Source organism: Pedococcus soli (genome assembly GCF_054782575.1).
Genome location: NZ_BAAGSF010000006.1, coordinates 211,289 through 230,022 on the forward strand (window position 1 = coordinate 211,289; position 18,734 = coordinate 230,022).

An 18,734-nucleotide genomic window follows, 5' to 3' on the forward strand; every position below is an offset into this window, starting at 1 on the left:
CCCGATCCCGCAGCGGTGGGGTCGGGCCGTTCGTCGTGCTGCTCAGCTGGTGGCGGGCTCGACCTCGGGAGCCTCGGCCGCTGCGGCCTCGTCGCCGGAGGCCTGCGCCTCGACCTGCATCTCCACGGGGTCGAGGTCGGGGTCGCCGATCCCCTCCTTGTTGTGGGCGCCGGCCTGGGCGTGCTGGGTCATCTGCTCGAGCTCGTTCAGCACCTCGGCGTGCTGGTCCACGCAGAGCACCACGACGTCACCGGGGTTGGCGCGGGCCATGCAGTGCCGGACGGCGTCGACCTCGTTGAGGACGGTCTCGACCTGGCGGCAGCGGACGCCCTCCTTGCCGATCTCACCCTTGGCGCCCTCGGCGATGAGGGCAGCCGTCTCGCCGGCGGGACGACCCCGCTTGCGTTCGTCCTCGCGGACCACGACCACGTCGAAGTGGCGGGCGGCGATGGCTCCGAGCTCGCGCATGTCGTCGTCGCGGCGGTCGCCGGCCGTGGAGATCATGCCGATCCGTGAGACCTTGCCGAGGTCGGACTGGCCGGCCTTCTGCGCGGCATACCCCTCGACGAACTCACCCAGCACCCGCATGCCGGGGGCGTTGTGGCAGTAGTCGACGAACACGTCGACGTTGTGGACGTTGACGAGGTTCATGCGGCCGGGGGAGAGGTAGTAGCTCGTCGTGAAGGTGCGCAGGCCCTGGCGGATCTCGTGCAGACCGGCCCCGGCGGCGAACGCGGCACCCGCGGCCGCCATGGCGTTGGCGACGTTGAACTTCGCGGTGCCGCCGAAGGTCGCGGGCAGCAGGTGGGTCCACGCGAGCTGCATCGAGCGACGCCCGTGCTTGATGACGATCATGTCGCCACGGTCGGTGTGGTCGAGGACGACCGCCCGGCCACCACGGCGGCAGTAGTCCTCGATGAACTCGCGCACCTTGCTGCCGGGTGGCTGCATGGAGAACCACACGATCCCGCCGGAGCACCGACGACGCATCTTGCGGACGAGGTCGTCGTCGGCGTTGAGGACGGCGAAACCGTTGCGGGGCACCGCTTCCACGATGACGGCCTTGACGTCGGCGAGCTGCTCGAGGGTGTCGATGCCCTTCATGCCGAGGTGGTCGGGGGCGACGTTGGTGACGACGGCGACGTCGTTGCGGTCGTAGCCGAGGCCCTCGCGCAGGATGCCGCCGCGGGCGACCTCCATGACGGCGAAGTCGACGCGGGGGTTCTGCAGGACCATCCGGGCCGAGCGGGGGCCGGAAGCGTCGGCCTTGTAGACCAGCCGCTCGTCGATGATGATGCCGTCGGTCGAGGTCATGCCGACCTTGCGCCCGATGCCCTTGAAGATGTGGGCGATCATGCGTGACGTCGTGGTCTTGCCGTTGGTGCCGGTGACCGCCACGATCGGCACGCGCGAGGGCGAGCCGGGCGGGAAGAGCAGGTCCACGACCGGCTTGGCGATGAACTGGGGCTCGCCGACCGTGGGGTGCGTGTGCATCCGGAACCCGGGAGCGGCGTTCACCTCGCAGATGGCGCCGCCCGTCTCGCGGACCGGGGAGGCGATGTCGGGGCAGATGAAGTCGATGCCCGCGACGTCGAGCCCGATCATGCGGGCCGCCTCCTCGGCGATCTCGACGTTGTCCGGGTGCGCGTCGAACGTCCGGTCGACCGAGATGCCGCCCGTCGACATGTTGCCGGTGAGGGCGAGCTTGACCATCTGGCCCTCCGGCGGCACGCCGTCGAGCTCGTAGCCCTGGTCGCGGACGAGCGCGATGGCTGCGTCGTCGACCTTGATGCGGGTCAGGACCTTCTCGTGGCCGACACCTCGGCGGGGATCGGCGTTGGTCGTCTCGACCAGCTCGGCGACCGTGTGGGTGCCGTCGCCGATGACGTGGGCGGGGACGCGCTCGGCGATGGCCTGCATCTTGCCGCCCACGATGAGGCAGCGGTAGTCACGGCCGACGACGAGCGACTCGACGATGACGTAGCCGCGCCGGGACTCTCCCTCGGCCGTGACGAAGGCCGACCGCACCTCGTCGTCGGACTGCAGGTCGAGGCACACACCGCGACCGTGGTTGCCGTCCAGGGGCTTGACGACGACGGGGAACCCGATGCGCCGGGCCGCGGCCACCGCACCGTCCGCCGTGCGCACGGTCTCCTGCTTGGGCACGGGGAGTCCGGCGGAGGCCAGCAGGCGGGTGGTCATGTCCTTGTCGCTGGCGATGTCCACGGCCAGGGCCCCGGTCTTGGACGTCATCGTCGCCCGGATGCGCTGGGCGTGCACGCCCTGCCCGAGCTGGACGAAGGACGCGCTGTTGAGCCTGATGTACGGGATGTCGCGGGCGATGGCCTCCTCGAGGATCGCCCCGGTCGACGGCCCGAACGCCGAGCGCTGCGCCCGGCGCAGGAACAGGTCGAGCTCCTCGGTGAAGTCGAACTCCTCCTCGGCCTGGACGAGGTGGTTGACGAGGCGCACCGCGAGGGTGCCGGCCGCGAGGCCGACCGTCTCGTCGGCGTAGTCGTAGATGACGTTGTAGCGACCGGGCTGCCCCTTGACGGCGCGCGTCTTCCCACGCCGCAGGTCGTGGCCGGCCTCCTGCTGCAGCTGGAGGGCGACGTGCTCGGCGACGTGGCCGACCCAGGTGCCCTCCCGGAGCCGCTCGATCAAGCCGCCCTTCACCCCGCGCGAGCAGGTGTGGTTCTCCAGGCCGGGCAGCAGCTCCACGAGGTGGTCGGTGAACCCCTCGATGGTGTCGGTCGGGTAGCCCTCGAGCACCCCGAGGTCCACGATGAGGTGGATGGCCGGGCTGTAGGACCAGATGTTGCCGCCGCGGTAGACGCGGGACTCGACGATCGAGAGCTCGGGAGCTGCGGGCCCGGTGGGCGTGGGGCGATCGGCCATGGGATCTCCTAGCGGTTCGGGCTGGGGGTGGGATCGGTGGGGCGACCGGTCAGGCCTTCGCCGTGGCCAGGGCCACGGCGGCATCCGCGTGCTTCTCGACGAAGTCGACGAGCTTCACCTCGGAGAGGTCGAACGTAGCGCCTGCGGGCAGCGAGTGCACGACCGCAGCGGAGACCATGAGCGGTGCTCCACGCCGGGCGTCCGGTGCGTCGGACACCGCCTCGCGGCAGTCGAGGACGAACACGGCGCCGGCACCGTGGACGGTGAAACCGGACCGGTCGCGCACCTCGATGGCGGTGTCCTCGTCGATCCCGATGCCGATCAGGCTGGGGGAGGCGGCCACCATGGACATCAGGCGCCCGTAGCGGGACCGCTGCGCGAAGTGCTGGTCGATGATGACGCCCTGGAGCAGGCCGAGGCCGGCGCTGAGCTGGCTGTGCCGCTGACGTGGGGTGATGCCCTCGTCGCCCATCGAGATCATGAACTGGCTCATGATCGAGGCGCCTGCCGACGTGCCCCCGACGACGGCGCCGCGGTCGTGCGCACGGTGCAGGGCGTCGCCGAGCGGGGTGCCCGGGAAACGCTGGCTCAGCTTGAGCTGGCTGCCGCCGCTCATGAAGACGCCGGTGGCTTGGTCGACGAGGGCGACCAGCTCGTCGTCGTGCGCCTCCTGGCGGGACTGGGGGTTCACGACGGACGGAGCAGGTGCACCGAGACGCGTGAACACCTCGGTGTAGGCCTCGGTCACCTCGTCCTGGAACGAGGACGCGGTGGGGATCAGGACGATCTTCGCCTTGCGTCCGCCGGCGAGGCGCACGAAGCGTCGCAGGACGGTGGCCTTGCCGACACGGTCCTCGGCACCACCGATGATCAGGAGGGTCGGTGTCGCTCGACGTTTTGACGGAGGCATCCCACCAGCCTAGGAGTCAGGGGTGGGGGATCGGCGGAGCGGGGGTCGGCGTGCCGTCCGCCTCGTCCGCCTCCTCGATCTCCTCGCGGGTGATGCCGAGCAGGTAGAGCACGGCATCGAGGTACGGGACGTTGACGGCAGTGTCGGCCTGGTCGCGGACCACGGGCTTGGCGTTGAAGGCCACCCCGAGCCCGGCGGCCTCGAGCATGTCGAGGTCGTTGGCGCCGTCGCCGATCGCGACGGTGCGCGACAACGGCAGGCCCTCGGCCTCGGCGAACCGGCGCAGGGCCGCCGCTTTGGCCGCCCTGTCGACGATCTCACCCACCACCTTGCCGGTGAGGACGCCGTCGCGGACCTCCAGCCGGTTCGCGTGGGCGTGGTCGATGCCGAGCTCCTTGGCCAGCTCCTCGACGATCTCGATGAACCCGCCCGAGACCACGGCGACCGTGAAGCCCAGCCGCTTCAGGGTGCGGACCAGCGTCCGGGCACCCGGGGTGAACTGGACCGCTGCACGGACGTCGTCGAGGACCGACACGGGCAGGCCAGCGAGGACCGCCACCCGCTCGCGCAGGCTCTCGCCGAAGTCGAGCTCGCCGCGCATGGCGGCCGCGGTGACCGCAGCCACCTCGGCCTCTCGTCCGGCGTGCGAGGCGAGCAGCTCGATGACCTCGTCCTGGATGAGCGTGGAGTCGACGTCCATGACGACGAGCCGGCGACCGCGGCGCGCCAGCCCGCCGGCCGCGACGGCGATGTCCAGCCCGTGCACGCTCGACTCGAGCGCGAGCTCGCGTCGGAGCCGGTCCACGTCCGCACCGGACACGTCGAACTCGACGGTCGTGACCGGATACCGGGAGAGCCTGCGTATGCGGTCGATGTTGGCGCCGTGCGAGGCGATCCGGGCGGTGATGGCTGCGACGCCGCCGGCCCTCAGGGGCGCACCGAGGACCACGACCGCCGCACGCCCGGTGCGCCGACGACGACTGTCGCCGGTCCCCTTCTTGATCTTGACCTTGAGGTCGAGCTCGTCGCCGACGTCGTAGATCACGGTGCGGAGGCGGTCGTCCGCCTCGCCGGACTCCAGGAGCATCGCGAGGGTGAGGTGACCGCGGACGACCACCTGCTCGAGGTCGAGGACCTCGGCGCCGACCGCGGCGATCGCGTCGAAGAACGTGCTCGTGACACCCGGCCGGTCCTCGCCCGAGATGGTCACGAGGAGGGTCAGCGGCATCACGTCGGGCACGCTCGGACGATACCGACCTGTCTCAGCCCTCGACGTGCGAGTCTCGCCATGCGACCAGGTCCCGCAGGGGCCCGAGGTCGTAGGACGGGCCGCCCACACCGACGGTGAACAACCGGGTGCCGATGTCGTGGAGGGCCTGGGCGCCGGCCGCGTAGTCGGCGACGTCCTCGGGGAGGCGCCCGGGCTTGGGGGACACCCCGGCCGAACGCTCGATCTCTCCGGGGTCGCGGCCGACCGTGGCGCACCACTCGTCGAGCACGGCGTGCTTGTGCGCGACCGTCTCCGGCGTCCCGAACCCGTGCCAGATCGACGCGTGCTGCGCGACGATCTTGAGGGTCTTCTTCTCCCCACCGCCACCGATGAGCACCGGGATGTCGCGCGTCGGGGCAGGGTTCAGCTTCGCCCAGCGGTCGCGGATGAGGGGCAGGTCCCGGGCCAGGTTGTTCAGCCGGCCCCCGGCCGTCCCGAAGTCGTAGCCGTACTCCTCGTAGTCCTTCTCGAACCACCCGGAGCCGATGCCGAGGATGAGCCGGCCGTCGCTGATGTGGTCGACGGTCCGCGCCATGTCGGCGAGCAGCTGCGGGTTGCGGTAGCTGTTGCAGGTGACGAGGGCGCCGATCTCGACCCGCTCGGTCGCCTCGGCCCAGGCCCCGAGCATCGTCCAGCACTCGAAGTGCGCGCCCTCGGGGTCGCCGTACAACGGGTAGAAGTGGTCCCAGTTGAAGATGACGTCGACGCCGATCTCCTCCGCCTCGGCGGCAGCGCGCCGGATCGAGGCGTAGTCGGCGTGCTGGGGCTGGAGCTGGACACCGATGCGGATGGGGCGACCCTCGCCCGTCACTTCGTGACCTCCTGGAACTTGGCGACGACGACCAACCCGGACTCGGTCACCATGAACCCGCGCTCCCGGTCGTGGTCGTGGTCCACCCCGATGCTCGTGTCCTCGGGCACCGTGACCCCCTTGTCGATGATCGCCTTCTTGATCACGCAGTTGCGGCCGACCTCGACGCCGTCGAGCAGCACGCTGTCGTCGATCGTCGTCCCGCTGTGGATGTGGCAGCGCGGCGACAGCACCGAGTTGGTCACGGTGGCCCCGGAGATGACGACACCCGGGGAGACGGCCGAGTTGTGCGCCTCGCCGAACTTGCCCATCGCGCCGTGGACGAGCTTCGCCGGCGGGAACGGGCCGTAGTCGGTGTAGATCGGCCAGTCGTAGTTGTAGAGGTTGAAGACGGGGTGGATGGACACGAGGTCCATGTGCGCGTCCCAGTAGGAGTCCATCGTCCCGACATCGCGCCAGTACGCCTGGTCGCGCGGCGTCGCGCCCGGGATGACGTTGTCCTTGAAGTCGTAGACGTAGCCGCGGCCCTCGTCGACGAACGCCGGGACGATGTCGCCGCCCATGTCGTGCCGGCTGCCCTCGCGGTCGTTGTCGCGGGTCACGGCGTCGATGAGGACGTCGGCGTCGAAGACGTAGTTGCCCATCGAGGCCAGCACCTCGTCGGGCGAGTCGGGCAGGCCCTTGGCGTCCTTGGGCTTCTCGAGGAACGCCCCGATCTTCTTGTGGTCGTCCGCGTCGACCTCGATGACGCCGAACTGGTCGGCCAGCGAGATCGGCTGACGGATGGCCGCGACGGTCACGCCCGCACCGGTCTCGATGTGCTGCTTGACCATCTGGGAGAAGTCCATGCGGTAGACGTGGTCGGCCCCGACCACGACGACGATGTCCGGCTTCTCGTCGTGGACGAGGTTGAGGCTCTGGAAGATCGCGTTCGCCGAGCCGAGGTACCAGTTCTTGTCGATGCGCTGCTGCGCCGGCACCGGGGCGATGTAGTTGCCCAGCATCGTCGACATGCGCCAGGTCTTGGTGACGTGACGGTCGAGGCTGTGCGACTTGTACTGCGTCAGCACGACGACCTTGAGGTAGCCGCTGTTGACGATGTTGCTCAGGGCGAAGTCGATGAGGCGGTAGATCCCCCCGAACGGCACCGCAGGTTTGGCACGGTCGGCGGTCAGCGGCATCAGCCGCTTTCCCTCACCGCCAGCCAGGACGATGGCAAGGACCTTGGGCACTCCGCGGCGGTACGGCATACCGCTGACCCTAGGGAATGCCCGCCCCTGTGGCGACCCCTGTCCGTGAACCCGTCCCGCTACTACGCTCGCCACCGTGAGAGTCGACATCCTGTCCAAGGAGTACCCGCCCAACCTCTACGGCGGAGCGGGGGTCCACGTCGCCGAGCTCGTCCGGGCCCTGCGCGACCGCGGTGACATCGACACGAGGGTGCGAGCGTTCGGTGCGCCCGTGGTCGAGGAGGGCACGACCGGGTATGGCGACCTGCCGGACCTCGCTGCCGCGAACCCGGCGGTCCGGACGATGGGCGTCGACCTCGCGATGGCCGGCGACTGCGTCGGTGCCGACCTCGTGCACTCCCACACCTGGTACGCCAACTTCGCCGGCCACGTCGCCTCGCTGCTCGGGGGGATGCCGCACGTCGTGACCGCCCACAGCCTCGAGCCCATGAGGCCGTGGAAGGCCGAGCAGCTCGGCGGTGGCTACCGCCTCTCGTCCTTCATGGAGCGCACCGCCTACGAAGGCGCCGACGCGGTCATCGCCGTGAGCGAGGGCATGCGGCAGGACGTCCTGCGCAGCTACCCCGGCATCGACCCCGATCGGGTCAAGGTGGTGCACAACGGGATCGACTCCGAGCTGTGGTCGCAGCACGAGGACCTCGACGTCGTGCGGCGCCACGGCGTCGACCCGGACAAGCGCTCGGTCGTCTTCGTCGGGCGCATCACCCGGCAGAAGGGGCTCCCCTATCTCCTGCGTGCAGCCGCGCAGCTGCCCCCCGACGTGCAGCTCGTGCTGTGTGCCGGTGCGCCGGACACGCCGGAGATCCTGGCCGAGGTCGAAGGCCTCATGGACGAGCTCAAGGCCACCCGCGAAGGCGTCGTGTGGATCGCGGAGATGCTGCCGCGCGCCGAGGTGATCGCGCTCCTGTCGGCGGCAACGGTGTTCGCGTGCCCCTCGATCTACGAACCGCTCGGCATCGTCAACCTCGAAGCGATGGCGTGCGAGCTCGCCGTCGTCGCGACGGCGACCGGGGGGATCCCGGAGGTGGTGGTCCACGGTGAGACGGGCTGGCTGGTGCCGATCGAACAGCACCAGGACGGCAGCGGCATCCCGCTCGACCCGCAGAAGTTCGTCGACGACCTCGCCGCCGCCCTCACCGAGGCCGTGAGCGACCTTTCTCGCGCCGAGCAGATGGGCCTGGCCGGCCGCAAGCGTGCGGTGGAGTCCTTCTCGTGGGCCAGCATCGGCGAGCAGACGCTGCGCGTCTACGAGGACGTCCTCGCCCGCCGAGCCGCCACCGACTGAGGTCGCGCGGATGTGCTGGTACCAGTTTCCGACCTTGCGTGGACCCGTCCCGCACCAGGCTCGAATCGTGGCCGATCTGCGCAAGTACTCAGTGGTCGAGCGTGAGCGTGGATACCTCCTGGCGCGGCTTCCGGAGGGCGTCACGGTGACCAAGGACATCGTTGACCGGTACCTGACGGGCACTCGACTGCGGCTGCGCGAGGTGCGTGAGGATGACATCGTCGTCACCCGCAAGCTGTGACACAAGGTCCGACTCAGTGACGGACCTGCTGCGATCGCCTGCACCAACTTCTACCTGGACGACCAGGAGTGGGCGGCCCTCGCTTCGCTGCCGCGTAGGACGCTCCACAAGAAGCGGCACGTGGTCACACGGGACGGTTGGTGTGTTGCGATCGACGAGCACGACGACGGCAGCCTCGTCGCCGAGATCGACGATGGCGACGAACCGTCCGATGAGGTACCCCATCGGCTCGACGTCGTTCGCGACGTCACCGAGGACGAAGCCCGGACCGGGTCGGGCGTCGCCCGCGGTTGACATCGCCCCGCGGTCACTTCAGTGGTTGCCCCAGTTGGTGCGGATGAGGCCGCGGTCGGGGTTGTCGGGGTCGTTGAGCCAGGAGATGGTCTGCGCTGCTGGTGGTGGGGCGAGGCTGAGCCCGGGTGGGGGTGGTGTGCCGTGGGTGGCCTCGTGGTCGGAGGTGAGGGCGAGGTCGTTCCAGCTGATGGGTCCGCCGCTGGGTGGTTGGTAGGTGCCTGCGGGGACGGGTGGGTCGCCGTCTGGTGGTGGTGCGGTCTCGTGGGGTCGGGGTGGTCTGATGGGGAGCCCGTACCGGTTGGTGACGGTCAGGCCGTCGGGGACGGTGGGGTCGCCGGTGATGGTGTAGTCGCCGCGGTCGATGCCGTCGTGGTGGGTGGTGCAGAGGCTGATCTGGTTGTCGGTGTCCGTGGCTCCGCCGTCGGCCCATGCCTGGAGGTGGTGGACCTCGACGAACCCGGTGGTGGGGCAGCCGGGGAACCGGCAGCCGCGGTCGCGGTCGGTGATGAGGCGGCGGGTGCGGTGGGGCAGGATCCGCATGGCCCGCCCGACGGACACCGGTCGCCCTTCGGTTTCCCAGACCGGTTGGACCTGCCCGTCGCTGATGAACCGGCCGAGCAGGCGCAAGGGGATGGCGTGCCCGCCGTTGACCCAGGCGCCGGTCGTGTCGAGGTGCAGGTAGACCCGGTAGTGCGCCGACCTGCTGGTGGAGGTGACCGCCGCGAGGGAGCGGGTGGCCATCTCCTCGAGGGCGTCGGCGTAGGTCGGCAACCCGGCGTAGCGGTCGTCGACGGGGGCAGCCCGGCCAGTCCGGGTGGGGTCGCTGGCGTCACCGCTGTCGGTGTCGCGGCGGCGCAGGAACAGTGCGTCCTTGGCTTCCTTGACGGCTTGTTCGACCAGCGCGCCGATGGTCGCGGGGGCGGAGTAGCGCAGCTGGAATCGGCCGTCGGCGTCGTAGGACATGGCCAGGTCGGGCTTGGCGCAGGCACGCCGCTCAGCGGCCGACTCTGCCTCGTCCGCGGCCTCCCCTGTCTCAGCCATCGGTTCCGGGGCGGCGAAGGCGTGGCGGGCGACGGCTCGGCGGAGTTGGGTGACGGTCGCGTTGCGGGCGAACTGGGTGACCGAGGCCTGGTGGGTGACCGGGACGTGGCGGGCCAGGACGGCGACCTGGTCCAGGGACATCTCCCCGGCCTCCAACGCCACAGCTGCGTCCGTGAGCTCGGTGCGTCGCCGGGCGACGGCGACGATGTCAGCGGCGTGGGCATGCGAGAGGCCGGCGCGGACGACGAGGTAGTGCTCGGGTGACTTGAACCCGCCTTCGCCCCAGTGCCGGTCGGTCATGACCTCGTCGATGATGTCGACCAGCTCGGCCTGGGCGCGGTTCAACCGCCCCGCAACGGCAGCGGTCCGCTGCCACAATGCTTGGTTCCGCACGCCCCAGCCACCGTCCGGAGCGGTGTCCGGGGCCGTGGCGAGTGGGCTGGTCGACATACCTCTATCGCACAGGTGTTCGAAGATGGTGGAAGAGTTCTCCACACCCAAGAGATACGAATTCGCTGACAGCAGAACCTGATTCGCCATCCAGTCAACGCGCACCTTCGGCCGTCGAACGTGGCGGGCGAGCCCGCCCGGAGGAGTGTCCTCCTAAGCCGGTCGCCAGCCGGCCAGCACGGCGCACGCGGCGTTCGTGGCGTCGGCCAGCGCGTGGTCGGCCGCCCGCTGCAACCTGAGCAGCAGCGAGTGCCGGGACGCTGCCGTGGCGGCGTTCAACGCCCCGTCACCGGTCTCGATGGCGACGTCGACGACGTGGCCCACCGTCCCGGCGAGGGCGATCACCTGAGCCGCTCGTCCCGGGAGCCCGCCGGGCAGGCCCCACCGCCCACCGAGCGCGGCATCGGCCATCTCCCGCGCTGCCGACCGGGCGAACGGCTGTCCCCCGAGGGCGTCGAGGTGCTCTGTGGCCACCCGCAGATCCTCGCGCAGGTGCCGCTCGAGCTGCGACGCCTCGAGCGCCTCGATGCGGTGGCGGGGGACCGGTTCGGAGTCGTATGCGGTCCAGTCCACCCGGGTGCCCACGTCCAGCCCACCGCGGGCGTCGTCCCCGAACGACGAGATCGACGGCACCAGCATCCCGCCGAGGGCTGGGACGAACACCGCCTCCCCTCCGCCTGCGGCGGCGCCCAGGGCGTCGGCCGACGCGCGGGGGAGTCCGGCGAGGTCGCCCGGAGCGGGCAGGGAGACGAGGAGCGCCTGCTCGCCGAGGTCGCGCCATACGGACAGGCGGTCGAGGTCGCCGTCGACGTGGTCGATGTCGGGCAGGGCCCGCCGCACCGCGTCCTCCAAGGGCGAGCCGGTCGCCCACGCGTGCGTGGTCCACAGCGAAAGGCGCACGGAGGCAGGGAGTTCGGGCACCCGATCATGCTAAGCCGATAGGGTCCGGTGCCATGAGTGACGTCCTTGAGTTCGCCGGGGTGAGTGTGGTCCGCGGCCACACGACCCTTCTCGACGACCTCACGTGGGAGGTCGAGGAGGGCCAGCGCTGGGTCGTCCTCGGGCCGAACGGCGCGGGCAAGACCACGTTGCTGCAGCTGGCCTCGGGCCGGATGCACCCCACGCGCGGCGTCGCCGGCGTCCTGGGCGAGGTGCTGGGCGCCGTCGACGTCTTCGAGCTCCGACCCCGGATCGGCCTGGCCTCCGCCGCCCTGGCCGAACGCATCCCCAACGACGAGGTCGTGCACAACGTCGTCGTGACCGCCTCGTACGGCGTGGTCGGGCGGTGGCGCGAGACGTACGAGAACTTCGACCACGCCCGGGCCTTCGAGCTCCTCCAGGCCCTCGGCGCCGACCACCTCGCCGACCGGACGTACGGCACGTTGTCGGAGGGTGAGCGCAAGCGGGTGCAGATCGCGCGCGCCCTGATGACCGACCCCGAGCTGATGCTCCTCGACGAGCCCGCGGCCGGTCTCGACCTCGGCGGTCGCGAGGACCTGGTCCGCCGGCTCGGCGAGCTGGCGGGCGACGTCGACGCCCCCGCGCTGGTGCTGGTGACCCACCACGTCGAGGAGATCCCCCCGAACTTCACCGACGTGCTGCTCCTGCGCGAGGGCCGGATCGTCGCGCAGGGCCCGGTCGAGATCACCCTGACCGAGGAGAACCTGTCGGCCACCTTCGGGATGCCGCTGGAGCTGGAGCGTCGCGGGGAGCGCTGGTCGGCCCGGCTCAAGGTCGCCGCAGGAACGACTGGGGCATCCCCCTCGTCCTAGAGTTACCGCACACGAACAGAAGGGGGCACTCATGGACGTCTTCGCGGACAACCCGTGGTTGGCGTGGTTGGGGATCGCCCTGATCCTTGCGGCGATCGAGGTCGCCACGGTCGACTTCGTGTTCCTGATGCTGGCCGGCGGGGCGCTGGCCGCCTCCGCTGCCTCGGCGCTGGGAGTGCCCTTCCCGTTGCAGGTGGTCGTCGCAATCGTCGTGGCGCTGCTGCTGCTCGGGGTGGTCCGGCCCATGATCAAGAAGAAGTTCATGGTGTCCGAGGCGAGCCACGACATCGGGGCGGCGAGCATGGTCGGCCGCCACGGCCGGGTGCTCCAGACGGTCACGGCGACCGATGGTCGCGTCAAGGTGGCAGGGGAGACGTGGTCGGCTCGCACCGTCCGTGACGGTGCCACGTGCCAGCCCGGCCAAGAGGTCCGGGTTGTATCCATCGAGGGGGCCACCGTGATCGTCACCGACGACACGGCGGGTCAGAAATCGGAGTAAGTCGTGGACTTCAGTGCAGGGTTCGTTGTCCTGCTGATCCTGGTGGCGTTCGCGCTCATCGTGCTCTTCCGCACGGTGCGCATCGTCCCGCAGCAGACAGCGCTGATCATCGAACGGCTCGGTCGCTACTCACGCACCCTCGAGGGAGGCATCCACATCCTGGTGCCCTTCGTCGACAAGGTCCGCGCCAACGTCGACCTGCGTGAACAGGTCGTCTCCTTCCCGCCGCAGCCCGTCATCACGTCCGACAACCTCGTGGTCAACATCGACACGGTCATCTACTACTCCGTCATCGACGCCAAGTCCGCGGTCTACGAGATCGCCAACTTCATCCAAGGCATCGAGCAGCTCACCGTCACCACGTTGCGCAACGTCATCGGCTCGCTCGACCTCGAGCAGACGCTGACCAGCCGCGACCAGATCAACGCCCAGCTGCGCGGCGTCCTCGACGAGGCCACCGGCAAGTGGGGCATCCGCGTCAACCGCGTCGAGCTGAAGGCGATCGACCCGCCGCACTCCGTCCAGGAGTCGATGGAGAAGCAGATGAAGGCCGAGCGTGAGCGTCGTGCCCAGATCCTGTATGCCGAGGGCACCAAGCAGTCGGCCATCCTCACCGCCGAGGGCGAGAAGCAGAGCCAGATCCTGCGCGCCGAGGGTTCGGCCCAGGCCCGCATCCTCGAGGCGCAGGGCCAGGCCCGCGCCATCCAGCAGGTCTTCGACGCGATCCACCGGGGCAAGCCCACCCAGAAGCTGCTGGCCTACCAGTACCTCCAGGTGCTGCCGCAGATCGCGCGGGGCGACTCCAACAAGATGTGGATCATCCCCAGCGAGCTCACCGACGCCCTGCGCGGCATCGGTGGCGCCCTGGGCCAGGCGGACGCGCCGCGCCCGGACGACCAGGGCGACGACGGCGAGTGGGTCGACCCCGGTCCGATGCAGGACGCCTTCGACGAGACCACGCTCGAGGACCCGATGCAGGCCCTCGCCGAGGCCCGCGGGCAGGCGGGTCGGGCCAGCCGCGAGGCGACCGAGCACGCCAACCCGGTCAAGCGGGTGGCACCGCCGATCCCGCCGTCGGCCGACGCCGTGCCGGAGTTCGAGCCGCCCACGGCACCGACGACTCCGGCGGAGCCGGAGCCCGCTCCACCCGCTGCTCCCACCGCGCCGCCGGCCCCGCCCACTGCTCCTCCCACCGAGCCGCCCGCGGCTCCGGAGGACGGTCCGCGCGCCCCGGGCGCCTGACCACGCGGCATACCTCGACGAGCGCCGCCCCCGCACACGCGGGGGCGGCGCTCGTCGTTAGGGTGCTGGGATGTCCGTTCTTGAAGCCCTCGGGATCCTGCTCGCGGGCCTCGGCGCCGGTGCCATCAACACCGTCGTCGGCTCGGGCACCCTCATCACCTTCCCGACCCTGCTGTTCTTCGGCTTCCCACCCGTGGTGGCGAACGTGTCCAACACGCTGGGCCTCGTGGCCGGTGGCATCACGGGCGTGCACGGGTACCGGCACGAGCTGAAGGGGGCCGGCCCGACCCTCAAGCGGCTGGCGCCGGCGTCGTTGGTGGGCGGGGTGATCGGGGCGGTGCTGCTGCTCGTGCTGCCACCCGAGGCGTTCACGGCGATCGTGCCGGTGCTCATCGGGCTGGGGCTGCTCCTGGTCCTCCTCGGCCCCCGTCTCAACCGTCGTGCGGCAGAGCGCCGCGAACGGGGCGTGACGGCCCAGGTCGCCTGGCACGGACCTGCCCTCGTGGCGGGAGTGCTCGTCGGTGGCATCTACGGCGGGTACTTCGGCGCCGCACAGGGCGTCATCCTCATGGGGCTGATGAGCGCGCTGACGACCGACCCGATCCAGCGCCTCAACGGCTACAAGAACGTGCTCGCCACCATCGTCAACGCCGTCGCAGCCGTGACCTTCATGCTCGTCGCCTGGGACCAGATCAACTGGGCGGCGGCAGGACTCATCGCGATCGGGGCGTTCGCGGGAGGATGGGTCGGCGGCAAGGTCGGGCGCCGCCTGCCGCCGCTGGTGCTCCGTGGGGTCATCCTCGTCGTCGGCGTCGTGGGGATCGTCAAGATCGTCTGGTTCAGCTGAGCCCCGACCTCGTATGCCGCCGGCGGCAGCTCCCGCCGCAGGCGCCGGTGCCCGGCCGGCCTCCGTCGTGTCCTAGCCTGCTGGCCGTGCCCATCGCGATCACCACCCCCGACGACGAGCGACTCGCCGACTACGTGTCGCTCACCGACGTGGCGCTGCGGCGTCGCACCGAGCCGGAGCGGGGGCTCTACATCGCGGAGTCCGAGAAGGTCATCCGGCGGGCGCTGGCCGCAGGACACCGGCCGCGCAGCTACCTCATGGCGCAGCGTTGGCTGACCGACCTCGCGGACCTCGTCGAACGGGCCGAGGCGGACGGCATACCCGTGTTCGTCGGCGAGCACGACGTCATCGAACAGCTCACGGGCTTCCACCTGCACCGCGGGGCACTGGCGTCGATGCAGCGGCCCGTCCTGCCCACCGTGGCCGAGGTCGTCCGCGACGCCCGCCGGGTCGTCGTCCTCGAGGACATCGTCGACCACACCAACGTGGGAGCTGTCTTCCGTTCGGCTGCCGCCCTCGGCGTCGACGCGGTGCTGGTGACCCCGCGGTGTGCGGATCCGTTGTACCGCAGGGCGATCCGGGTCTCGATGGGCACGGTCTTCCAAGTGCCGTGGACCCGGATCGACCCGTGGCCCGGCGGGATCCAGGACCTGCGTGACCTCGGGTTCACCGTGGCCACGCTGGCCCTGGCCGACGACGCAGTCAGCCTCGACGACCTGGCCGCCGACCCGCCCGAGCGCCTGGCGCTGGTCCTCGGCACGGAGGGTGACGGCCTGTCGCGGCGGACGCTCGAGGCTGCCGACCTCACGGTCACGATCCCGATGGCGGGGGGAGTCGACTCGCTCAACGTCGCGGCAGCAGGCGCGGTCGCAGCCTGGGCACTGCGACCGCGCTGATCGAGCCGACGACGGCGGAGGTCAGCCGTTCTGGTACGTCGCCGAGACGACGCCGCGCGCCAGGGTGTGGAAGCCGGTGTTGAAGGCGGCCACGGCGGGGGACACCGAGTCGTCGATGCCGAGGTCGTCGGTGTCGAGGGCGCTCACCGCGAACAGGTACCGGTGGGCCCGGTCTCCCTCGGGCGGGGCGGCGCCGCCGAAGGCCTTCGTCCCGTAGTCGGTGGCCACCATGAAGGCCCCCTCCGGCAGGGACGCGCCACCTTCGGCGCCTGCGCCCTCCGCCAGCTCGGTGGTGTCGGCGGGGATGCCGACGACGACCCAGTGCCAGAAGCCCGACGGGGTCGGCGCGTCCGGGTCGAAGCAGGTGACGACGAACGACTTCGTGCCTTCGGGTGCCCCGCTCCAGGACAGCTGCGGCGAGGTGTTGCCGCCGCTGAAGCCCCAGTCGTCGAACACGTGCGCGTCCGGGAGCGTCCCTCCGTCCTCGAAGGAGCTGCTGCTCACGGTGAGTGCGGGCACCTGCGGGAGCAGGTCGTAGGGGTTGGGGGCGACGGGGCGCTCGAGAGTCATGCCCCGAACCTAACCCGCGCCGCGGTGCGCAACCACTCAGCCGACGAGGCGCTCCACCAGGGCGGCGAGCGAGGCGGCTGGGTCCTGCGTGAGGCCGCCGTGGATCGGGCCGGGCTGCACCACGGTGCTGCGAGGTGCGCTCAACCACCCGAACCGGCGTCCCAGCCCGCCCAGGGTGGGGAGACCCCCGCCGGTGACCCCACGGCACACCTGGCAGACCGTCTCGAGCGCGTCGCCGACCGCGGCGGCGTCCACCTCGGGGAAGAGCGTCCGGAGCCGGTCCTCGTCGACGCGGTAGGCGGCCTCGAGGAACTCGGCGCCCTGGGAGTAGAGGATGACGCCCACGTTGACGAACTCCTCACGCTCGACGCGGGGGACGCAGCGCAGGGTGACGTACTGGTAGCCGTGCCGGGTCGGTGCCTGCCCGGTCATGACGGCGCACCCGGCAGCCATGCGGCAGGGTTGGCCACCCGCGCCTGGAAGTGCTCACGGTACGCCGCGCGAACCTCGGCGGGGGAGTCGAGGCCGGGGGCGGGCTCCAGCCACTCCTCGGGCACCAGTGCGGTGACCGAGTCCAGCAGCTCGGTCGTCAGCAACGGTGAGAGCCGCTCATGGGCTGCAGCCGGGTCCGCCGCGACGTCGCGCAGCACGTGGGTGCTCGCGTCGAACGGCTGGGCGGCGAACCGCTCCGGGTTGGCGCCGCGACCGGGCCAGCCGTGGTGGAAGTACAGCGCTGCGCCGTGGTCGATGAGCCACGGCTTGTGGTGCCAGACGAGGAGGTTGGGGTTGCTCCACGTGCGGTCGACGTTCGCCGTGAGGGCGTCCAGCCACAGCACCTGCGAGGCCACCTCGGGAGCGGGAGGGCGCGACCCGTCGTACCCGAACGAACCGGGGAGGAAGTCGATGCCGAGGTTGAGCCCGAGGCTCGCGGTGAGCAGGCACTGGACCTCCTCGTCGGCCTCGTACTTCGCGATGGGCGACTGCAGGTCGACGACGGCGAGCCGCGGGACGTCCAGCCCGAGGGCCCGCGCCAGCTCACCGACGAGCACCTCCGCGACGAGCACCTTGAGCCCCTGGCCGGCGCCGCGGAACTTCAGCACGTAGGTGCCGAGGTCGTCGGCCTCGACGATGCCGGGAAGTGACCCGCCCTCCTTGAGGGGGGTCACGTACCGGGTCGCCGTGATCTGTTCGAGCACGGCGCCAGCCTAGGGGGCGGGGGAGCGGCCCCGGGTCAGGCGTCGCCGACCGTGACGGCCTCGGCCTCGAGGTCGCGCTCCTCGATCGTGCGCTCGGCGGTGGCGTGGCCGTGCACCTCGTCGGTCGCCATCACCTCCCGACGGGCGGTGAGCAGCACGAGCACCGCGAGCACGACGGCTCCGGAACCCACCCAGAAGGGGATGTGCACCGAGCGCTCACCGAGCTTGCCGGCGAGGTATGGCGCGACGGCACCCCCGCCGAAGCGGACGAAGCTGTAGGCCGCGGAGGCGACCCCGCGCTCGACCGGCGAGACCTTCATGACCGTCTCGGTGATGAGGGTGTTGTTGATGCCGAGGAACGCTCCGGCGACGATGACGCCGACGACGAGGACCGGCTTGTGCTCGGTGCCGATCGCCATGGCCGCGAGCACGATCGCGAAGCCGATGAGCGCCCCGACGATGCCGGGCAGCGTGCCGAACCGGCGCTGCAGCCGCGGGGCGACGACCACCGAGGTGAAGGCGAGCAGCACGCCCCAGCCGAAGAAGACCAGGCCGACCTCGTGGGCGCCCATGGCGAGCGGGAACGGCGTGAAGGCGAGCAGCGTGAAGAAGCCGAAGTTGTAGAGCAGGGCGGTGATGCCGACGGTCAGCAGTCCACGGTGCGAGAGCGCCTTGAGGGGCGCGGCGAGGCTGGTGCCGCCGCCGGTCGGCTTCGTCGGGGGCAGGGTGGCCACGATGCCGATGAAGGCGATGGCCATGAGCGCGGAGACGCCCCAGAAGGGCCAGCGCCACGAGTGGCCGCCGAGCCAGCCACCGAGCAGCGGACCGGTGGCGATCCCGACCCCCAGCGCGGCTTCGTAGAGGATGATCGCCTGGCCGACCGACCCTCGGGCGGCGCTGACGATCGTGGCCAGGGCGGTGGCGATGAACAGCGCGTTGCCGAGGCCCCACACCGCGCGGAAGGCGACGATGCCGCCCACGGAGTCCTGGGCCCCGGCGAGGCCGGCGCCCACGATGATGACGAGCAGGCCGACGAGCAGGGTGCGCTTGGCCCCGACCCGGCTGGACACCCAGCCGGTGCCGAGCATGGCCACTCCCATGACGGCCATGTAGCTGGTGAACAGCAGCGACACCTGCGAGGCGCTGGCCCCGAGGTCGTCGGCGATGGGCTTGAGGATGGGGTCGACGAGGCCGATGCCCATGAAGGCGATGACACAGGCGAAGGCGACGGACCAGACGGTCCTGGGTTGGCGCCACATGAG

Annotated in this window: 19 protein-coding genes; 8 read left to right on the forward strand and 11 right to left on the reverse strand. The window is 70.8% G+C overall.

Annotated features, from left to right (window positions below):
• Window positions 1–42 precede the first annotated feature (42 nt).
• Genes cphA through glgC form a run of 5 tightly spaced genes read right to left on the reverse strand, consistent with a single transcriptional unit; the run spans window position 43 to window position 7,139 of the window.
• On the reverse strand, window positions 43–2,898 hold the full coding sequence (gene cphA, locus ACYVKF_RS16265) for a cyanophycin synthetase (protein ID WP_460967769.1): 2,856 nt from the start codon (window positions 2,896–2,898) through the stop codon (window positions 43–45).
• Window positions 2,899–2,947: 49 nt separating this feature from the next.
• The gene (locus ACYVKF_RS16270; protein ID WP_460967771.1) at window positions 2,948–3,808 is read right to left on the reverse strand and encodes a cyanophycinase; all 861 of its coding nucleotides are present in this window, start codon (window positions 3,806–3,808) and stop codon (window positions 2,948–2,950) included.
• Window positions 3,809–3,824: 16 nt separating this feature from the next.
• Window positions 3,825–5,048 carry a phosphoserine phosphatase SerB gene (serB, locus tag ACYVKF_RS16275; protein WP_460967773.1) on the reverse strand — a complete coding sequence of 408 codons (1,224 nt, stop codon included), beginning with the start codon at window positions 5,046–5,048 and terminating at the stop codon, window positions 3,825–3,827.
• A gap of 22 nt (window positions 5,049–5,070) precedes the next feature.
• A complete protein-coding gene (locus ACYVKF_RS16280) occupies window positions 5,071–5,889 on the reverse strand; it encodes an LLM class F420-dependent oxidoreductase (protein ID WP_056914362.1) in 819 nt (272 codons plus the stop codon).
• Window positions 5,886–7,139, reverse strand: coding sequence for a glucose-1-phosphate adenylyltransferase (gene glgC, locus ACYVKF_RS16285; RefSeq protein WP_056918970.1), 1,254 nt, complete (start codon window positions 7,137–7,139; stop codon window positions 5,886–5,888). The genes ACYVKF_RS16280 and glgC overlap by 4 nt, the downstream gene beginning before the upstream one ends.
• Before the next feature lie 76 nt (window positions 7,140–7,215).
• On the opposite strand from glgC, the gene glgA reads away from it, so the two are divergent.
• From glgA to ACYVKF_RS16300, 3 genes are all read left to right on the forward strand, one after another.
• On the forward strand, window positions 7,216–8,424 hold the full coding sequence (gene glgA, locus ACYVKF_RS16290; RefSeq protein ID WP_460967776.1) for a glycogen synthase: 1,209 nt from the start codon (window positions 7,216–7,218) through the stop codon (window positions 8,422–8,424).
• A 67-nt stretch (window positions 8,425–8,491) separates the two neighbouring features.
• Window positions 8,492–8,665, forward strand: coding sequence for a hypothetical protein (locus tag ACYVKF_RS16295; protein WP_460967778.1), 174 nt, complete (start codon window positions 8,492–8,494; stop codon window positions 8,663–8,665).
• A gap of 120 nt (window positions 8,666–8,785) precedes the next feature.
• Window positions 8,786–8,959 carry a hypothetical protein gene (locus tag ACYVKF_RS16300; protein ID WP_460967780.1) on the forward strand — a complete coding sequence of 58 codons (174 nt, stop codon included), beginning with the start codon at window positions 8,786–8,788 and terminating at the stop codon, window positions 8,957–8,959.
• An 18-nt stretch (window positions 8,960–8,977) separates the two neighbouring features.
• Here ACYVKF_RS16300 and ACYVKF_RS16305 read toward each other — a convergent pair whose 3' ends face one another.
• Together ACYVKF_RS16305 and ACYVKF_RS16310 are read right to left on the reverse strand one after the other, a co-directional pair.
• Window positions 8,978–10,450, reverse strand: a complete 1,473-nt coding sequence (locus ACYVKF_RS16305) for an HNH endonuclease signature motif containing protein (protein WP_460967782.1) — start codon at window positions 10,448–10,450, stop codon at window positions 8,978–8,980.
• Between the two features lie 153 nt (window positions 10,451–10,603).
• Complete coding sequence (locus ACYVKF_RS16310; protein WP_460967784.1) at window positions 10,604–11,371, reverse strand: hypothetical protein; 768 nt, start codon at window positions 11,369–11,371, stop codon at window positions 10,604–10,606.
• 32 nt (window positions 11,372–11,403) lie between these two features.
• Here ACYVKF_RS16310 and ACYVKF_RS16315 point away from each other — a divergent pair, with 32 nt between their 5' ends.
• The 5 genes from ACYVKF_RS16315 (at window position 11,404) to ACYVKF_RS16335 (ending at window position 15,706) form a co-directional block, all read left to right on the forward strand.
• The gene (locus ACYVKF_RS16315) at window positions 11,404–12,222 is read left to right on the forward strand and encodes an ABC transporter ATP-binding protein (protein WP_056914367.1); all 819 of its coding nucleotides are present in this window, start codon (window positions 11,404–11,406) and stop codon (window positions 12,220–12,222) included.
• A 31-nt stretch (window positions 12,223–12,253) separates the two neighbouring features.
• On the forward strand, window positions 12,254–12,721 hold the full coding sequence (locus ACYVKF_RS16320; protein WP_056918974.1) for an NfeD family protein: 468 nt from the start codon (window positions 12,254–12,256) through the stop codon (window positions 12,719–12,721).
• 3 nt (window positions 12,722–12,724) lie between these two features.
• Window positions 12,725–13,963: an SPFH domain-containing protein gene (locus tag ACYVKF_RS16325; protein ID WP_460967787.1), complete on the forward strand. Its 1,239-nt coding sequence runs from the start codon at window positions 12,725–12,727 to the stop codon at window positions 13,961–13,963.
• A gap of 70 nt (window positions 13,964–14,033) precedes the next feature.
• Window positions 14,034–14,810 (forward strand): sulfite exporter TauE/SafE family protein, encoded by a 777-nt coding sequence (locus ACYVKF_RS16330; RefSeq protein ID WP_460967788.1) that lies wholly within the window; start codon window positions 14,034–14,036, stop codon window positions 14,808–14,810.
• A gap of 86 nt (window positions 14,811–14,896) precedes the next feature.
• The gene (locus tag ACYVKF_RS16335) at window positions 14,897–15,706 is read left to right on the forward strand and encodes a TrmH family RNA methyltransferase (protein ID WP_460967790.1); all 810 of its coding nucleotides are present in this window, start codon (window positions 14,897–14,899) and stop codon (window positions 15,704–15,706) included.
• A 21-nt stretch (window positions 15,707–15,727) separates the two neighbouring features.
• Here ACYVKF_RS16335 and ACYVKF_RS16340 read toward each other — a convergent pair whose 3' ends face one another.
• From ACYVKF_RS16340 to ACYVKF_RS16355, 4 genes are read right to left on the reverse strand one after another with little or no spacing between them, the layout of a single operon-like run.
• Window positions 15,728–16,276 carry a YbhB/YbcL family Raf kinase inhibitor-like protein gene (locus tag ACYVKF_RS16340; RefSeq protein WP_460967791.1) on the reverse strand — a complete coding sequence of 183 codons (549 nt, stop codon included), beginning with the start codon at window positions 16,274–16,276 and terminating at the stop codon, window positions 15,728–15,730.
• Between the two features lie 36 nt (window positions 16,277–16,312).
• Window positions 16,313–16,708 (reverse strand): DUF3037 domain-containing protein, encoded by a 396-nt coding sequence (locus ACYVKF_RS16345; RefSeq protein WP_056917067.1) that lies wholly within the window; start codon window positions 16,706–16,708, stop codon window positions 16,313–16,315.
• Window positions 16,705–17,472 (reverse strand): HipA family kinase, encoded by a 768-nt coding sequence (locus ACYVKF_RS16350; protein ID WP_460967794.1) that lies wholly within the window; start codon window positions 17,470–17,472, stop codon window positions 16,705–16,707. Before ACYVKF_RS16350 ends, ACYVKF_RS16345 begins: the two co-directional genes overlap by 4 nt.
• Window positions 17,473–17,507: 35 nt before the next feature.
• On the reverse strand, window positions 17,508–18,731 hold the full coding sequence (locus tag ACYVKF_RS16355; protein WP_460967796.1) for an MFS transporter: 1,224 nt from the start codon (window positions 18,729–18,731) through the stop codon (window positions 17,508–17,510).
• Window positions 18,732–18,734: the final 3 nt, after the last annotated feature.